This is a genomic window from Pseudomonas sp. GL_093 (assembly GCF_057837605.1).
In genome coordinates this window covers 5,307,932-5,325,269 of sequence record NZ_CM174448.1, presented here as the reverse complement: position 1 = coordinate 5,325,269, position 17,338 = coordinate 5,307,932, and the positions used below count along the sequence as shown (strand labels likewise).

Below are 17,338 nucleotides of genomic sequence, written 5' to 3'. Positions count from 1 at the left end.
TAAGGACTGCCTGTGACTGGCTTGTTTATTACCCTGGAAGGCCCGGAAGGGGCCGGCAAGAGCACCAATCGCGAATACCTGGCCGAGCGCCTGCGCGCTGCGGGTATCGAGGTCGTGCTGACTCGCGAACCAGGCGGCACGCCATTGGCCGAGCGGATCCGCGAAGTGCTACTGGCGCCGGTTGACGAAGTCATGAACCCCGACACCGAGTTGCTGTTGGTGTTCGCCGCGCGAGCCCAGCATCTGGCCGAGGTGATTCGTCCGGCGCTGGCCCGCGGTGCGGTGGTGCTGTGTGATCGCTTTACCGATTCGACCTATGCCTATCAGGGGGGCGGTCGCGGCTTGTCGCTGGAGCGCATCGCGACCCTGGAAGCCTTCGTCCAGGGCGATCTGCGCCCAGACCTGACGTTGATTTTCGATCTGCCGGTGGAAGTGGGCCTGGCCCGCGCCAGCGCTCGCGGTCGTCTGGATCGCTTCGAGCTCGAAGGCCGAACCTTTTTTGATGCGGTGCGCAGTGCTTTCCTCAAGCGTGCCGAAGCGAATCCTGCGCGTTATGTCCTGGTCGATGCCGCCCAGCCGCTGGCGCAGGTTCAGCAGGCACTGGATGCCTTGCTGCCGCGCCTGCTGGAGTTGACCCGTGGCTGAAGCCTATCCGTGGCAGGACAGTCTCTGGCAGCATTTGGCCGGTCGCAAGCAACATGCCCACGCCTATCTGCTGCATGGCCCGGCCGGAATCGGCAAGCGTGCATTGGCCGAACGCTTGATGGCCAGTTTGCTGTGCCAGCGCCCGAGCGCTGCCCACGAAGCTTGCGGCGAATGCAAATCCTGTCTGTTGCTCAAGGCCGGCAGTCACCCTGACAACTACATTCTGGAACCGGAAGAAGCCGATAAGGCGATCAAGGTCGATCAGGTTCGTGATCTGGTCAGCTTCGTGGTTCAGACCGCTCAGATGGGCGGTCGCAAAGTGGTGCTGATCGAGCCGGCCGAGTCGATGAACATCAACGCCGCCAACGCTTTGCTCAAAAGTCTTGAAGAACCTTCCGGTGATACCGTGTTGCTGCTGGTCAGTCACCAGACCAGTCGTTTGCTGCCGACGATCAAGAGCCGCTGCCAGCAGCAGGCCTGTCCGCTGCCGAGCGAAGTCATGAGTCTTGCGTGGCTGGCGAAGGCTTTGCCGGACTGCGCGGAAGAAGAGCGCATCGAGTTGCTGACCTTGGCCGCCGGTTCGCCACTGGCCGCCGTCAACTTGCAGGCCCAGGGCGTGCGCGAGCAGCGGGCGCTGGTGGTCGATGGCGTGAAGAAGTTGCTCAAGCAGCAACAGTCACCGACGCAACTGGCCGAAGGCTGGAATGCGATTCCGCTGTTGCTGTTGTTCGACTGGTTCTGCGACTGGTCGAGCCTGATCCTGCGTTATCAGCTGACTCAGGACGAAGAAGGTCTGGGGCTGACGGACATGCGCAAGGTGATTCAGTACCTGGCGCAGAAAGCCGGCCAGGACAAAGTCCTGAATATTCAGGACTGGATCCTCGCCCAGCGCCAGAAAGTGATGAGCAAAGCCAACCTCAATCGGGTGTTGTTGCTGGAGGCGCTGTTGGTGCAATGGGTGGGTTTGCCTACCCAGAAGTGACCGTCTGTGCCTAGACTCTGAGCATCTGCAACGGAGGTCAGCATGAATGAACTCGTCAATCCGGGGCCGCGCAACGGCATTTTGTCCCTGACGATCAAGGACAAGTCCGTGCTTTACGCGGCCTACATGCCGTTCATCAAGAACGGTGGCCTGTTTATCCCGACCAACAAGAGCTACAAGTTGGGCGATGAGGTATTCATGCTGCTCAACCTGATGGACGAGCCGGAGAAGATTCCGGTCGCCGGCAAGGTCACCTGGATCACCCCCAAAGGTGCGCAGGGCAACCGGGCCGCCGGGGTCGGCGTACAATTCAACGATGGCGACAATACCGCGCGCAGTCGAATCGAAACCCATCTGGCCGGAGCCCTGAAGTCCGACCGTCCCACTCATACGATGTAAGTTGCAGCCCTTTTATGCTCGTAGATTCCCATTGCCACCTTGATCGCCTCGACCTCGCCGCCCACGACGGCTCCCTGGATGCCGCACTGGATGCGGCCCGTCAGCGCGGAGTGGGGCACTTTCTGTGTATCGGCGTCAGCATCGAGAATGCCGCCGACGTCAAAGCCCTGGCCGAACGTTACGACGACGTCGACTGTTCGGTTGGCGTGCATCCGCTGGACGTGCAACCGGGCGCTGCGCCAGCATTGGATTGGCTGTTGCGCGAGCTCAACCACCCGCGTGTGGTGGCGATCGGTGAAACCGGTCTGGATTACCACTACGAGCCGGAAGCAGCGGAGTTGCAACAGGAGTCGTTTCGCCTGCATCTGCAAGCGGCGCAGCAGACAGGCAAACCGGTGATCATTCACACCCGTGGTGCCCGCGCCGATACGTTGAACCTCCTGCGTGAAGCGGCGCTGCCCCAGGCTGGCGTGCTGCATTGTTTCACCGAAGACTGGGACATGGCCAAAGCGGCACTGGACATGGGGTATTACATTTCCTTGTCCGGTATTGTCACTTTCCGCAATGCCGACGCGCTGCGTGACGTGGCCAGTAAAGTGCCGGCTGATCGATTGCTGGTGGAAACCGACTCGCCGTATCTGGCACCGATCCCTCATCGCGGCAAACCGAACCTGCCGCAGTACGTGCGCGACGTAGCGGAATTTCTGGCAATGTTGCGAGGTGAGTCCTACGAGCGATTTGCCGAGCAAACCACCGAGAATTTCAAGCGACTGTTTCCGCTGGCGCATGTGAAAGGTTAAATCGCAGGCAAAAAAAACCCGGGTTCTGGGGGGTGAATCCGGGTTAAGACCATTAGGAGTAAAACAAAGGCACGCGGTCCGTTGGTACCTATATCGGCGCAACACTTGGGGGAGATGTCCCGCCGACAGTTGAAGTATTGATCAGTATTGCGCCGAGTCCAGTTTACTGGTCGCGGTTTTTAAACAAATTTGGAATACGGGCGCTTCGGTTGAGTTCTCATTAATCTGCGAGGCTGCCGGAATTCATCAAGAAACACATATATGGTCGGATGATCCGTGCATTTTTGCGCAAGTTAGGCATAATACGCGGCTTCGAATTTTGACCCCAACAGACCTTTTCTTATGCATAAAGAACCTCGTAAGGTCCGTGAGTTTCGTCGCCGCGAGCAAGAAATTCTCGATACCGCGCTCAAGCTGTTCCTCGATCAAGGTGAAGACAGTGTCACCGTCGAGATGATTGCTGATGCCGTCGGTATCGGCAAAGGCACGATCTACAAGCACTTCAAATCCAAGGCCGAGATCTATCTGCGCCTGATGCTCGATTACGAGCGCGATTTGAACGAGCTGTTGCATTCGGCCGATGTCGACAAGGACAAGGAAGCCCTGTCCCGGGCCTACTTCGAATTCCGCATGCGCGACCCTCAACGCTATCGGTTGTTCGATCGCCTGGAAGAAAAGGTGGTCAAGGGCAATCAGGTGCCGGAGATGGTCGAAGAGCTGCACAAGATCCGCGCCTCGAACTTCGAACGCCTGACCCTGCTGATCAAGGGCCGGATCAGCGAAGGCAAACTTGAAGACGTTCCACCTTACTTCCATTACTGCGCATCCTGGGCGCTGGTGCACGGCGCCGTGGCGCTGTATCACTCGCCGTTCTGGAGCAATGTGCTGGAAGATCAGGAAGGTTTCTTCCAGTTCCTGATGGACATCGGTGTGCGCATGGGCAACAAGCGCAAGCGCGATAGCGACACCCCGAGCAGCTGAATCCATACAGTTCGCCTTATTGCGCCATTATTTCGCTACGTGGCGCAGTACCGCAGGAATATACTCAGGCATAGGACTTGCTAAAACTTGATTTGTGAGTCAAGTTTTAGCGGTCCGAATATTCTTCCGCCGGAGTAGTCCATGATCGTTGACCGTCAAGGCAGGCGTTTTCGCAATTTGCGAATCAGTCTGACTTCAGCCTGCAATTACGCTTGTACCTATTGCGTGCCCAACGGCAAGCGGTTGGTGGCTGCGCAGGATGAATTGTCGGCCGAGGCCATGGCGCGTGGCGTGGCCTATCTGATTGAAGCAGCGGGCATCGAGCGCTTGCGCATCACCGGCGGCGAGCCGCTGGTCAGCCCCAAACTCGAAACCTTCATGACCGCTGTCGGGCAGATGGGCCTGGCGGACATCAGCCTGACCACCAACGGTCAGCTGCTGGCGAAGAAGCTGTCACTGCTGGTGGATGCCGGCATTCGTCGCATCAACGTTTCCCTCGATACCCTGGATGCCAGCGCTTTTCGCAGCATTGCCCGTGGCGGCGATCTGGCGACGGTGCTCGACGGTATGGATCAAGCCAGCGCCGCCGGCCTGAAGATCAAGGTCAATATGGTGCCGCTGCGTGGGCAGAACCTCGATCAAGTGATGCCGCTACTCGATTACTGTCTGGAGCGCGGCTATGAGCTTCGCTTCATCGAGTTGATGCGCATGGGCCACCTGGCCAGCGACTCCAATGCTTTCCTGCAACAGTTTGTCAGCCTGCAGCAGTTGCTCAGCCTGATCGGCGAGCGCTACGAATACCTTCAGGCCGATGCGCCGGTAGACGCCACTGCCGTGCGTTACCAGATTCCGGGGCAGGGCTACTTCGGCGTTATCGCCAACGAAAGCGTTCCTTTCTGCCGCACCTGTTCGCGGCTGCGTCTGTCCTCCACGGGCTGGCTGCACGGCTGCCTGTCGTCGAGCAACCGCCACTATGTCGGCGACCTGCTGGACAAGCCCCGTCATCAAGCGCTGCCCGCCTTGCAGAGACTCTTGGTGAAAGCCTTGGGCGATAAGCAGGAAGTGGCATTTTCTGGCGGCGCGACCATCATGAAAATCATCGGCGGCTGATCGAACCTCATCGCGAGCAAGCTCGCTCCCACAGGTCCTGTGCCAACCCTGTGGGAGCGAGCTTGCTCGCGATGCGATCTGTGAGACGGTACTGATCCCGAGCTGGCGCGGAAGCTGCATCCAATGGCCATTCGCCGGTTTTCCGTCACCGGCCTCTGGAGGGTAGGATGCGTAGCCTGGTTTTGCTGCTGGCCGTTTTGGCGCTTGGTGGCTGCATGAATGTCAGCGATCTGGCTGAAGGGACTCGCTACCACATGAGCGACGCGGGGTTGCTCGACCATAGCGACAGCCGCCGTGTGAATAACCTGCGCATCCAACCGGACTCATTCGTGTATATCGCCCAGGGCGCGTTTGTGCCGCCAGGCAGTGCTGTCTACCCGCGACCTAACGTGATCGCCGAAGTCGCCTTCGATGGCTTTGTTGAATACTTCCCTATGGTCCGCCGCGCCCGTGCCCCGGAAGGTCTTGATCAAGCCATGAGTGAAGCCCGTGCCGCCGGTGCCCATTACCTGCTCTATACCCGGTTCGCCAAGTCTGACGACCGTATCGGCAACTCGGACGAGTGGCTCGATCAGGAAGCCCTGGATCGCCTCGGTATCGATGGCGGCGTGATTCAGATCATGTTGATCGAGACCAGCACCCAGTATTTGATTGATACTGCACGCATCAAGGGTCGTGGCGGTTTACTGACGTTCCACGACAAAAAGCCGGAAGACCTGATGGGCCCGCCGCTGGAACAATACGCGCGCAGCCTGCTGGGGCTCAGCGACCAGTAATTCAAAAGGAGAACGCCATGAGTGGCCCGCAAAAAGCCAACGATCTGTTGGGGCAAATCCCCAAAACCAAAGGCTTGCCGCCGGTCCACCTGTGGAACCCCGACTTCTGCGGCGACATCGACATGCGTATCGCCCGTGACGGCACCTGGTATTACCTGGGCACGCCGATCGGACGCAAGCCGATGGTCAAGCTGTTCTCCACCATCATTCGACGCGATGGTGACGATTACTTCCTCATTACCCCGGTCGAGAAAGTTGGCATCAAGGTCGACGATGCGCCCTTTGTGGCGATTGCCGTGGAGGTTGAAGGCGAAGGTGAAACCCAGGTCCTGCGCTTCACCACCAATGTTGACGAGACTGCCGAGGCCGGCACCGAACACCCCATGCGCGTGGTGATCGACCCGGTCACGCAGGAGCCCGCGCCCTACGTGCATGTGCGCACCAACCTCGAAGCCCTGATCCACCGCAACGTGTTCTACCAACTGGTGGAGCTGGCCGTCACCCGCGAGATCGACGGGCAGCGCTGGTTAGGCGTGTGGAGCGCTGGCGAGTTCTTCCCTATCGGGCTTGAGCCGTAACTCGCCAAATTGCTGTGTTCTGGATAATGGCCCGCTATTCAAGCGGGCCATTTTTTTTGCCTACAAACCTTTTTCCTTAAGCCGAGCAGCATGTTCCAGATAGAGGTGGACCGGGCTTACGTTCCAGCTCGTGATCCCGGCCATTTGATTGACTGCGTCGAAATGGTCCATCGGGTAATCCGAACGAATGACTTTGCCCAGGTGCGAGCTGTACTGTCCGACCAGCCCATCGTTGGCGTGTTTCTCTTTATAAAACAACTTCGACAGCACGATACAGTTCAAGTGAGACGGATCGAGAGGTTGCAGGCTTTGAAAGTTTTGCAGGATCCCGCTCCAGGAGTAGTAGTACACGCCGTTTTCAATTTCGTTGCCTTCCCCACCCCAATGTTGCGGTAGCCCTTGCGGGTACTTCTTGTTGAAGGCTGCCAAACCTGCGCTGGTCAGGGATTCGAAAGCCGCTTGAGGGTCCTGAGGGTTTTCCGGATGGTCGCTGATCAACGAAATGAAGATGCCGACGGCTTTGAACAGGGCGAGTACGAGGGCTTCGGGCAACTCACCCGGCGTCAGCGCCTTATGCAATTGGTCGGCAATCTCGGAGCCATGATTGGGGCAGCTGACAGACGTGACTGATGCGACCTTTTCCGGGTGTAACGCCGCTACGTAACGAGCAGCCAATGGACCTTGGCTGTGGCCGATAAGATTGGCCTTGGCGGCTCCCGTTTCCTGCAATATGCGATTGACGTGTTCGAGCAGTTTTTTACCACGCTCCTCGTTTCCGTTAACGGCTGGAATGTTAACGGCAAACACCTTGGCCCCGGCATGTTCCAGAGCTTCCTTGATCTCGAAGAAGTAGGGGTAACCGGCAATTTTATCGAAGCCAAAAAGGCCGTGGACCAAAACAATCGGGTATTGCGTAGACGCATCCATGTTCATGCTGATACCTGTCGATAGCGGACTTTAGTTGCGCTTGATCTGTCGCGGCTAACCGTAGGTCACAAAGCGGGTTCGTTCAAATCGCCCCATCTGCCGTCAGGCAGAAAAATCAAATTGACACACAATCGTATGATGATTAGCGTAGACACCCATCGCGAACGGCTGTGTGCTGTCCCTGAACTGAGGTGTCCATGTCCAGCAGTTTTCATGCGTCGACGGTCGATTGGCTGGGTTGCTGGATCGCCACGGGGCAGGTCAAACCGGGTGAGACGCTCAAGGTCGAAGCCGACCTGGGCGAGCAGCTCGGTGTCAGCCGCACCGTTATCCGCGAAGCCATCAAAACCCTGGTCGCCAAGGGCATGCTCGAAGTCGGGCCGAAGGTCGGCACGCGGGTGTTGCCGGTGCGCCGCTGGAACCTCTTCGATCCGCAAGTCGTAGGCTGGCTGTCACGCAGCGGCTTGCCGGAAAACTTCGTCGACGACTTGCTCGACCTGCGCCGCACCATCGAACCCATGGCCGTACGCTGGGCTTGTGAGCGCGCTACCGTCGAACAGGTTCACGCCATCCTTCAGGCCTACAACGCATTGGAGCGGGCAGTGGACAGCGGCGTCGATTACAACCGCGCCGACCAGTTCTTCCACGAGTGCATTCTCGCTGCCAGCCACAATCAATTCATCGAACAAATGGTCCCGGCCCTCGGCGCGCTGTTGGCGGTGTCGTTCGAGGTGTCCGCCGCCGACCCGGACGAACTGCGCCGCACGCTACCTATTCACAAAGACATGGCAGAGGCCATCGCCGCCCGGGATGCCGCGCGGGGCGTCTGGGCCTGCATGACGCTGATCGATAACGCCGACCTGGCCATCAAACGCTTCTACCCGCAAGTCATGGCCGACAAAAAGGCCAGCTGACAATAAATAACCCTGTGGGAGTGAGCCTGCTCGCGATGGGGGCATTACATTCAGCATCAATGTTGCCTGTTACACCGCTATCGCGAGCAGGCTCGCTCCCACAAAAAACAAGAACAATGCAGGAGGTTTCATGACGTGGACTGCGGTTACCGAGCACCGGGCACGGCTGGGTGAAGGCCCGTTCTGGGACGCGCCGACCCAGGCGCTGTACTGGGTTGATATCGCCGGTCAACAGGCGCTGCGGCTGATTGGCGCCAACGTGCAGATCTGGCAAATGCCCGAGCACGTGTCTGCCTTCATCCCTTGCGAAAGCGGCGATGCGCTGGTGACGTTGAACAGCGGCGTGTATCGACTCGATCTGGATTCCCCCGGCCTTGAACCACGACTGACCTTGCTCTGCGTCGCCGATCCGCAACCCGGCAATCGCGCCAATGAAGCCCGCTGCGATGCTCAAGGCCGGCTCTGGCTCGGCACCATGCAGAACAACATCGGCGAACAGGGCGAAGACGTGCCCATTGTGCGGCGCTCCGGTGGCCTGTTTTGCATCGATCGCGATGCTCGGGTCACGCCGTTGCTTCGCGGGTTGGGCATCCCGAACACGTTGCTGTGGAGCGAAGACGCGACCACCGTGTATTTCGCCGACAGCCTCGACAACACGCTCTACCAATACTTCATCCGTACCGACGGCAACCTCGACCCGGCCCGGGTCTGGTTCGGACCGCATGAACGCGGCGGTCCTGATGGTTCGGCGATGGATGCCGAGGGTTATCTCTGGAACGCCCGCTGGGACGGTAGTTGTCTGCTCAGGCTGACCCCGGACGGGAAGGTTGATCGCGTGATCGAACTACCCATCAGCCGCCCGACCAGTTGCGTATTCGGCGGTGAAGATCTGAAAACCCTGTACATCACCAGCGCCGCGAGCCCGCTCAACCATCCGTTGGACGGCGCGTTGCTGTCGATTCGAGTCGATGTGCCCGGAAAAACCTGTACTCGGTTTTCCGGATAAATCCCAAAATATGGGATGTAAAATTATATATTGAGATTATTTGGCAGTCGGGTTTATAGTCGGCTCCATCAGTTACACGCACTCACACTTAAAAAAACAAAACAGGTGAAGTGATGCAGCGATTTTCCAAAAAGCCTTTTGGCCGGACATCGACAGATGCCCGGTTTTTGTCGTGCCTTCGAAAAGGAGTCTTGATCCATGGCTGAACCTCTTTCCTTGCCACCGGTGCCCGAACCGCCGAAGGGTGAGCGCCTGAAAAACAAGGTCGTGCTGCTGACCGGCGCCGCTCAAGGTATCGGCGAGGCGATTGTCGCGACCTTCGCTTCCCAGCAGGCCAAGCTGATCATCAGCGATATCCAGGGTGAGAAAGTCGAAAAGGTCGCGGCGCACTGGCGGGACAAAGGCTTCGACATTCAGGCAATCAAGGCCGACGTTTCCAACCAGCAAGATCTGCACGCCATGGCCAGACTGGCGATCGAGCTGCACGGTCGGATCGACGTGCTGGTCAACTGCGCCGGGGTCAATGTGTTCCGCGATCCGCTGGAAATGACCGAGGAAGACTGGCGTCGCTGCTTCGCCATCGACCTGGACGGCGCCTGGTATGGCTGCAAAGCGGTGCTGCCGCAGATGATCGAGCAGGGCATCGGCAGCATCATCAACATCGCCTCGACCCACTCCACTCACATCATTCCCGGCTGCTTCCCGTACCCGGTGGCCAAACATGGCCTGCTCGGACTGACCCGCGCTTTGGGCATCGAATATGCGCCGAAGGGCATTCGCGTCAACGCCATCGCGCCGGGTTACATCGAAACCCAGCTGAACGTCGATTACTGGAACGGTTTTGCCGACCCGCATGCCGAACGTCAGCGCGCTTTTGATCTGCACCCGCCACGTCGCATCGGGCAACCGATCGAAGTGGCCATGACCGCTGTTTTCCTGGCCAGCGATGAAGCGCCGTTTATCAATGCTTCGTGCATCACCATCGATGGCGGTCGCTCGGTCATGTACCACGACTGAATCAATCGGGTTTCAGGCGCGGAACTACGTCTGAAATCCAATCATCATACGATATGACTATTACTGCACAGTTTGATTGGCTTTCAAATAACGCTCAAAAAAAATAACAAGGAGTCAGCTTATGAATCGTCGTCGTGGGATCCGTTCCCTGTGCTGTGCCGCTTTGGCGGTCACCGCGGTCAGCCTGAGCAGTTCGTTGCTGGCGGCCGAGGAAGTGAAGATCGGTTTTCTGGTCAAGCAGGCGGAAGAGCCCTGGTTCCAGACCGAATGGGCATTCGCCGAAAAGGCCGGGAAAGAGAAGGGCTTCACCGTCATCAAGATCGCCGTACCGGACGGCGAGAAAACCCTCTCGGCCATCGACAGCCTCGCCGCCAACGGTGCCAAGGGCTTCGTGATCTGCCCGCCAGACGTGTCCCTGGGACCTGCGATCATGGCCAAGGCCAAGCTCAACGGTTTGAAAGTCATCGCCGTCGATGACCGCTTCGTCGATGCCGGCGGCAAGTTCATGGAACACGTTCCGTACCTCGGCATGGCCGCGTTCGAAGTCGGCCAGAAGCAGGGCAGCGCCATGGCCTCCGAAGCGAAGAAACGTGGCTGGGACTGGAAAGACACCTACGCGGTGATCAACACCTTCAACGAACTCGACACCGGCAAGAAACGCACCGACGGTTCGGTGAAAGCGCTGGAAGACGCCGGCATGCCGAAAGACCACATCCTGTTCTCGGCACTGAAAACCCTCGACGTACCCGGCAGCATGGACGCCACCAACTCGGCGCTGGTGAAACTGCCGAGCGCGGCGAAAAACCTGATCATCGGCGGCATGAACGACAACACCGTGCTGGGCGGCGTGCGCGCCACCGAAAGCGCCGGTTTTGCCGCGGCTAATGTGATCGGCATCGGCATCAACGGCACTGACGCCATCGGCGAATTGAAGAAGGCCAACAGCGGTTTCTTCGGCTCGATGCTGCCGAGCCCGCACATCGAGGGCTACAACACCGCCAGCATGATGTACGAGTGGGTCACCACCGGCAAAGAACCGCCGAAGTACACCGCGATGGACGACGTGACGCTGATCACTCGCGAGAACTTCAAGCAGGAACTGGAAAAGATCGGCCTCTGGAACTGAGGCACGGTTGATTTCATCGGTGGCCCTGGCGACGGGGCTGCCTGATCTGTGTGAAGAGGTGGGTTATGCACGCGCAATCAAAAACACAACAACACGCTGCCGGCGGCAGCTTGCGCTTCAACGGGATCGGCAAGACCTTTCCCGGGGTGAAGGCACTGGATGGCATCAGCTTCGTCGCCCATCCGGGGCAGGTTCATGCTTTGATGGGCGAGAACGGCGCCGGCAAATCGACCCTGCTGAAAATCCTCGGCGGGGCTTACACCCCGAGCAGCGGCGACCTGCAGATCGGCGAGCAGGCGAGGGTCTTCAAGTCCACCGCCGACAGCATCGGCAGTGGCGTCGCCGTGATCCATCAAGAGCTGCACCTGGTCCCGGAAATGACCGTGGCAGAGAACCTGTTCCTCGGTCATCTGCCGGCCAGTTTCGGCCTGATCAATCGCGGCGCGTTGCGGCAACAGGCATTGGCCTGCCTCAAGGGCCTGGCCGATGAAATCGATCCGCAAGAGAAAGTCGGGCGCCTGTCCCTCGGTCAGCGGCAATTGGTGGAAATCGCCAAGGCCTTGTCCCGTGGTGCGCATGTGATCGCGTTTGACGAACCGACCAGCAGCCTCTCGGCGCGGGAAATCGATCGTTTGATGGCGATCATCGGTCGCCTGCGCGACGAAGGCAAAGTGGTGCTTTACGTCTCCCACCGCATGGAAGAAGTGTTCCGCATTTGCAACGCGGTGACGGTGTTCAAGGACGGCCGCTTTGTGCGCACGTTCGAGGATATGAGCGAACTGACTCATGATCAGTTGGTGACCTGCATGGTCGGTCGCGACATTCAGGACATCTACGATTACCGCCACCGTCAGCGTGGTGCGGTGGCGCTCAAGGTCGACGGTTTGCTGGGACCGGGTTTGCGTGAGGCGGTGAGTTTCGAGGTGCACAAAGGCGAGATTCTCGGTCTGTTCGGTTTGGTCGGCGCCGGTCGCACCGAGCTGTTCCGCATGCTCAGTGGCCTTGAGCGCAATACCGCCGGACGCCTGGAGTTGCGCGGTCATGAACTGAAGTTGCGTTCACCCCGCGATGCGATTGCCGCCGGGATTCTGCTGTGCCCCGAGGACCGCAAGAAAGAGGGCATCCTGCCGCTCGCCAGCGTCGCCGAGAACATCAACATCAGCGCCCGCGGCGCCCACTCCACCTTCGGTTGCCTGTTGCGTGGCCTGTGGGAGAAGGACAACGCCGACAAGCAGATCAAGGCGCTGAAGGTGAAGACGCCCAACGCGGCACAGAAAATCATGTACCTGTCCGGCGGCAACCAGCAGAAGGCTATTCTCGGCCGCTGGCTGTCGATGCCGATGAAAGTCCTGCTGCTCGACGAACCGACTCGCGGCATCGACATCGGCGCCAAAGCCGAGATCTACCAGATCATCCACAACCTGGCCGCCAGCGGCATCGCGGTGATCGTGGTCTCCAGCGACCTGATGGAAGTGATGGGTATTTCCGACCGCATCCTGGTGCTCTGCGAAGGCGCGATGCGCGGCGAGTTGTCTCGCGCAGAGGCCAATGAATCCAACCTGCTGCAACTGGCTTTGCCGCGCCAACGCGCTGACGGCGTGGCGAACTGAGAGGTGACTATGACAATCCAAAACAACGCTTTGCCCACCCAGCGCAAACCTCTGGACCTGCGGCGCTTTCTCGATGACTGGGTGATGCTGCTGGCGGCCGTCGGGATCTTCGTGCTTTGCACCTTGCTGATCGACAACTTCCTTTCGCCATTGAACATGCGCGGCCTGGGCCTGGCGATTTCCACGACGGGGATTGCCGCTTGCACCATGTTGTATTGCCTGGCGTCCGGGCACTTCGATTTGTCGGTGGGTTCGGTGATTGCCTGCGCCGGCGTGGTTGCGGCGGTGGTGATGCGCGACACCGACAGCGTGTTTCTCGGTGTGGTGGCGGCGCTGTTCATGGGGCTGATCGTCGGGTTGATCAACGGCATCGTGATCGCCAAGTTGCGGGTCAATGCGTTGATTACCACGCTGGCGACCATGCAGATCGTTCGTGGCCTGGCTTACATCTTCGCCAACGGCAAAGCGGTCGGTGTGTCGCAAGAGCAGTTCTTCGTCTTCGGTAACGGCCAGTTGTTGGGTGTGCCGGTGCCGATCCTGATCACCATCGTTTGCTTCCTGTTTTTTGGCTGGTTGCTGAATTACACCACCTACGGGCGCAACACCATGGCCATCGGCGGTAACCAGGAAGCAGCGCTGCTGGCCGGGGTGAACGTTGACCGGACCAAGATCATTATCTTCGCCGTGCACGGGTTGATCGGGGCGTTGGCCGGGGTGATCCTGGCTTCGCGCATGACGTCCGGTCAGCCGATGATTGGCCAGGGTTTTGAGCTGACGGTGATTTCTGCCTGTGTGTTGGGCGGGGTGTCGTTGAGCGGCGGGATCGGCATGATCCGGCATGTGATTGCCGGGGTGTTGATTCTGGCGATCATTGAGAATGCGATGAACCTGAAGAATATCGATACCTTCTACCAGTACGTGATTCGCGGTTCGATTTTGCTGTTGGCCGTTGTCATCGACCGACTAAAACAGCGTTGAGATTTGGGGGGGATTCAAGAACCACCCCACACTGTAGAGACCGGTACATCCTTTACACATTTGACCGGGTACATCGTTTACACATTTAACAGGCTTGATACGCGTTTGGCACCGCGTTCAAGCCTGCCTAAAGGGAAAGAGCAAAGGTACAACTCCCACACGCCATCAGCCACCTCCTTCAGCGCGACGTGCTCGTCGATCAGCGCCTCGCCCAGAAAGATCAGGCCCCCTTGCCACTTGATCTCACCATTCTTGCGCACCCGCCGTACTTCGACGTCGGCCCCGTATTCGATCGCCGGCAAATAGCCTAGATAAGGTCTGAGTGACGGGCGATAGATATCCGCTGGCGTCTTCATCTCCAGCGCCGTATGAGGCCGTGCGTGATTGAAATCCTGTACGAAGTCCTCAAAGGCAAGCTGCTGACGCAGCAGGTTTTCCGCCGGCGGCCTGAGAACGGCAGCCTTTAGCGTGCGGTGCATGCGTTCATGCCGACCGTTCTGATCCGGGCGTCCCGGCTTGATTGTTTCGGGGTGGACACCATGCCTGATGAACCAGACGGACAGCTTGGAGAGGCGGGCCAAGCCTGTCGATGCAAACGGAGCGCCGTTATCGGTGCGGATCACATCAGGCATGCCGAACTCCCGGAACGCCCACTCGAAGCCCTGACGCGTAGGTTCACCGTGGGTGCTGGGAAGCGCCCGGCACGCCAGAAGATAGCGACTGGCATGGTCGGTGATGGTCAGCGGATAGCACCAGCGGCCGTCCTGGGTTTTGAATTGTCCTTTGTAATCGGCGCACCAGGTTTGATTGGGCTCGTCGGCCTGACGCAGATGCACCGGCCCATGCGGACGGGGTGGGTGCAGCCGTCGAGGAATCACCAGACCGGCCTTTTTCAGCCACTCTCCAGCGGTGCTGGCGGCCGGCCAAGCGATCTGCGGCTGCGCATTGCGCAGACGCTGGATCAGTTGCTTCGGCCCGCGATCCGGGTGCTCGCTTTTCTTCGCAAGCAACGTGGCAATGATTTCATCGGGGGTTTGGTGCGGACAGCTCAGCGGTTTTCGCGAGCGCTCTTTCAAGCCATCTACGCCGCAGCTTGCATACCGATCAAGCCACTTATCGACCGTCGGACGGCTAATGCCATATCGCCGACTCAGTTGGCTCTTGCTGTAACTGCCGCTAAGCCAGTCATGGATTAATTTCACTCGCTGATCCATCGGGGACTCTCGATTCCAGGGCATGGTCAGTACCTCCTGACCATGATTGATACCTGTAAACCATGTCCCCGGTCTCAAACGTAAAGGATGTCCCCGGTTTTTACCCACCCCAGCCCTCTCCCCATAGGGGAGAGGGGGAAAGGGAGCAGATCTCCACGCTTTTCAAAGCCTGAGTTCGACTCGATATTTCAGGTCGATGTCACTCGAAAGAATCCCTCGTTCGGCCCCCTCGCCCCTCTGGGGAGAGGGTTGGGGTGAGGGGTGGATTCACCTGACACCACACGCCTCCGAACATCCCGCCTCCCGTCACCTACCCAAAATATTCCTTGCTCGGCCAACCCCGTTTCGGTTATCACTTTGTACATGATTAGACAGGTACGATTTGACAAGAAACAACGGGTGGTCGACGAACTCATCCGGCGCATCGAAAGCGGCCTCATGGAGGACGGCTTTCTGCTGCCGGGCGAGCATCAATTGGCTCAAGAATTCAAAGTCAGCCGAGGAACGCTGCGCGAAGCCCTGGCCGAGTTGAAACGGCGCAACTACATCGCGACGCAAAGCGGAGTCGGTTCCATCGTCACCTTCGACGGCGTGGTGCTCGATCAACGCAGCGGCTGGGCCCAGGCCCTGGCCGACAGCGGGGCGCTGATCAATACCGAAGTGCTGCGGCTGGAGGCGGTCACCCGTCCTGACCTGCTGCCACGTTTCGGCACTGACCAATTCATCACCCTCGACCGTCGCCGCCGTTCCAACGAAGGCAAGCTGGTCTCCCTTGAACGCTCATTGATGCCCGCCACCGGAGGCCTGGAAAGCCTGCCGCGGGTCGGCCTTATCGACAACTCCCTGACCATCACCCTGGCCGCCTACGGCTATATCGGCGAGCGCGGCGATCAATGGATCGGTGCCGAACCCTTGAGCGCCGAAGACGCCGAACTGCTCGGCCGTCCGGAAGGCACGGTGTTCCTCAAGGCCTTGCGCACCACCTACGACCGGCAAAACCGATTCATGGAGCAGGTCGAAAGCTTGCTCGATCCGGTGCATTTTCGCCTGCACCTGCAGTTTGGAGAGTCAAAATGACCGCGCTCAATCGTGCATTGGGCGCGTTCTACGGACTGGCCCTGGGCGATGCGCTGGGCATGCCGACCCAATCCCTCAGCCGTGCCGAGATCAAGGTGCGCTTCGGCAAAATCACTGACCTGGAAGACGCAGGCCCCAATCAACCGATCGCCGCCAACATGCTCAAAGGCTCGATCACCGATGACACCGAACAGGCGATTCTGGTCGGCCAATTGTTGGTCGACGGCGAGGGCCGAATCGAACCGTCGCTGCTAGCCCAACGGTTGATCGAATGGGAAGCCGTGATGCAGGCCAAGGGCTCGCAAGACTTGCTCGGCCCTTCGACCAAACGTGCCATCGAAATGATTCTCGCCGGCCACTCGCCGGAAGAAGCGGGGCGCTACGGCACCACCAATGGCGCGGCAATGCGCATCACGCCGGTCGGGATTGCGGCGGATGTCGCCAACCCTGAGCGTTTCATCAACGCTGTCGTGCAGGCGTGCCAGGTCACCCACAACACCACGCTGGGCATCTCCAGCGCGGCGGCTGTGGCGGCGGTGGTCTCGGCCGGTATCAACGGCATGGACCTGGGCGAGGCGTTGAACCTCGGCCAGCAAATCGCTCAACAAGCTGAAAGCCACGGTTACTGGGTGGCTGGTGGACGCATCGCCTCGCGCATCAGCTGGGCGCGGACCATCAGTGTCGACAGCGACAAGGCGTTGCTGGCGGATCTGATGTACGACGTGATCGGCACATCGGTGGCTTCACAGGAATCGGTGGTGGTCTCGTTTGCCCTGGCCCAGCAAGTGGCCATTGGTGAAATGAACGCGTTCGAAGCGCTGTGCATGGCCGCAAGCCTTGGCGGCGACACGGACACCATCGCGGCGATTCTCGGCGCCATGCTTGGGGCTTGCCTGGGTCTTGAGAGTTGGCCGGCGGCGATGATCGACAAGGTCAAAGCTGTCAATGATCTGGAGCTGGAACCGTTGGTGCAGGGGCTGTTGGCCTTGCGCTGATTGCACTGACGCCATCGCGAGCAAGCTCGCTCCCACAAGGGATAGTGCAAACCTTAAGGTACACGCCGTACCTGTGGGAGCGAGCCTGCTCGCGAAGGACGCGCCGCGCACTCAAATTCTTTCACCGCAACGGAAAGCACGAATACGGCCAGGACCGCCGGGATGTTATGTCGACTTCCGCAATTGCCCACAACCACAACAAA

Annotated in this window: 18 protein-coding genes; 16 read left to right on the top strand and 2 right to left on the bottom strand. The window is 59.2% G+C overall.

The features are described 5' to 3' along the window. Positions 1 to 12: 12 nt before the first annotated feature. The 8 genes from tmk (at position 13) to AC3IUE_RS24480 (ending at position 6,271) form a co-directional block, all read left to right on the top strand. On the top strand, positions 13 to 645 hold the full coding sequence (gene tmk / locus AC3IUE_RS24515) for a dTMP kinase (RefSeq protein WP_489264029.1): 633 nt from the start codon (positions 13 to 15) through the stop codon (positions 643 to 645). Next, on the top strand, positions 638 to 1,627 hold the full coding sequence (locus AC3IUE_RS24510; protein WP_489264027.1) for a DNA polymerase III subunit delta': 990 nt from the start codon (positions 638 to 640) through the stop codon (positions 1,625 to 1,627). The genes tmk and AC3IUE_RS24510 overlap by 8 nt, the downstream gene beginning before the upstream one ends. Positions 1,628 to 1,669: 42 nt before the next feature. Then, entirely contained in the window at positions 1,670 to 2,026 is a 357-nt protein-coding gene (locus AC3IUE_RS24505; protein WP_033056958.1) for a PilZ domain-containing protein, read from the top strand. A 14-nt stretch (positions 2,027 to 2,040) separates the two neighbouring features. After that, positions 2,041 to 2,826, top strand: coding sequence for a TatD family hydrolase (locus AC3IUE_RS24500; RefSeq protein WP_489264026.1), 786 nt, complete (start codon positions 2,041 to 2,043; stop codon positions 2,824 to 2,826). A 342-nt stretch (positions 2,827 to 3,168) separates the two neighbouring features. After that, positions 3,169 to 3,807 carry a TetR/AcrR family transcriptional regulator gene (locus AC3IUE_RS24495; protein WP_007945721.1) on the top strand — a complete coding sequence of 213 codons (639 nt, stop codon included), beginning with the start codon at positions 3,169 to 3,171 and terminating at the stop codon, positions 3,805 to 3,807. A gap of 141 nt (positions 3,808 to 3,948) precedes the next feature. Next, complete coding sequence (locus AC3IUE_RS24490; RefSeq protein WP_489264025.1) at positions 3,949 to 4,917, top strand: GTP 3',8-cyclase MoaA; 969 nt, start codon at positions 3,949 to 3,951, stop codon at positions 4,915 to 4,917. A gap of 167 nt (positions 4,918 to 5,084) precedes the next feature. Further along, positions 5,085 to 5,693 carry a DUF4823 domain-containing protein gene (locus AC3IUE_RS24485; RefSeq protein ID WP_056742765.1) on the top strand — a complete coding sequence of 203 codons (609 nt, stop codon included), beginning with the start codon at positions 5,085 to 5,087 and terminating at the stop codon, positions 5,691 to 5,693. A gap of 17 nt (positions 5,694 to 5,710) precedes the next feature. After that, positions 5,711 to 6,271, top strand: coding sequence for a DUF1285 domain-containing protein (locus tag AC3IUE_RS24480; protein ID WP_046049085.1), 561 nt, complete (start codon positions 5,711 to 5,713; stop codon positions 6,269 to 6,271). A gap of 60 nt (positions 6,272 to 6,331) precedes the next feature. Here AC3IUE_RS24480 and AC3IUE_RS24475 read toward each other — a convergent pair whose 3' ends face one another. Continuing rightward, entirely contained in the window at positions 6,332 to 7,204 is an 873-nt protein-coding gene (locus tag AC3IUE_RS24475; RefSeq protein WP_489264024.1) for an esterase/lipase family protein, read from the bottom strand. 191 nt (positions 7,205 to 7,395) lie between these two features. Here AC3IUE_RS24475 and AC3IUE_RS24470 point away from each other — a divergent pair, with 191 nt between their 5' ends. The 6 genes from AC3IUE_RS24470 (at position 7,396) to araH (ending at position 13,849) form a co-directional block, all read left to right on the top strand. Next, the gene (locus AC3IUE_RS24470; RefSeq protein ID WP_046049087.1) at positions 7,396 to 8,112 is read left to right on the top strand and encodes a FadR/GntR family transcriptional regulator; all 717 of its coding nucleotides are present in this window, start codon (positions 7,396 to 7,398) and stop codon (positions 8,110 to 8,112) included. 130 nt (positions 8,113 to 8,242) lie between these two features. Beyond that, the gene (locus tag AC3IUE_RS24465) at positions 8,243 to 9,118 is read left to right on the top strand and encodes an SMP-30/gluconolactonase/LRE family protein (RefSeq protein WP_489264023.1); all 876 of its coding nucleotides are present in this window, start codon (positions 8,243 to 8,245) and stop codon (positions 9,116 to 9,118) included. A 198-nt stretch (positions 9,119 to 9,316) separates the two neighbouring features. After that, positions 9,317 to 10,135 (top strand): SDR family oxidoreductase, encoded by an 819-nt coding sequence (locus AC3IUE_RS24460; RefSeq protein WP_489264022.1) that lies wholly within the window; start codon positions 9,317 to 9,319, stop codon positions 10,133 to 10,135. A 121-nt stretch (positions 10,136 to 10,256) separates the two neighbouring features. Next, positions 10,257 to 11,261, top strand: coding sequence for a substrate-binding domain-containing protein (locus tag AC3IUE_RS24455; protein WP_461999506.1), 1,005 nt, complete (start codon positions 10,257 to 10,259; stop codon positions 11,259 to 11,261). 65 nt (positions 11,262 to 11,326) lie between these two features. Further along, the gene (araG, locus tag AC3IUE_RS24450; protein WP_489264020.1) at positions 11,327 to 12,871 is read left to right on the top strand and encodes an L-arabinose ABC transporter ATP-binding protein AraG; all 1,545 of its coding nucleotides are present in this window, start codon (positions 11,327 to 11,329) and stop codon (positions 12,869 to 12,871) included. Between the two features lie 9 nt (positions 12,872 to 12,880). Then, a complete protein-coding gene (araH, locus tag AC3IUE_RS24445; protein ID WP_033056977.1) occupies positions 12,881 to 13,849 on the top strand; it encodes an L-arabinose ABC transporter permease AraH in 969 nt (322 codons plus the stop codon). A 77-nt stretch (positions 13,850 to 13,926) separates the two neighbouring features. On the opposite strand, the gene AC3IUE_RS24440 is transcribed toward araH, so the two are convergent. Next, a complete protein-coding gene (locus tag AC3IUE_RS24440) occupies positions 13,927 to 15,087 on the bottom strand; it encodes an integrase core domain-containing protein (protein WP_489264019.1) in 1,161 nt (386 codons plus the stop codon). Between the two features lie 339 nt (positions 15,088 to 15,426). Between AC3IUE_RS24440 and AC3IUE_RS24435 the strand changes: the two genes are divergently transcribed. Next, positions 15,427 to 16,140, top strand: coding sequence for a GntR family transcriptional regulator (locus tag AC3IUE_RS24435; RefSeq protein ID WP_489264017.1), 714 nt, complete (start codon positions 15,427 to 15,429; stop codon positions 16,138 to 16,140). Next, on the top strand, positions 16,137 to 17,135 hold the full coding sequence (locus tag AC3IUE_RS24430; protein WP_489264016.1) for an ADP-ribosylglycohydrolase family protein: 999 nt from the start codon (positions 16,137 to 16,139) through the stop codon (positions 17,133 to 17,135). The genes AC3IUE_RS24435 and AC3IUE_RS24430 overlap by 4 nt, the downstream gene beginning before the upstream one ends. The last annotated feature ends 203 nt before the right edge of the window (positions 17,136 to 17,338 follow it).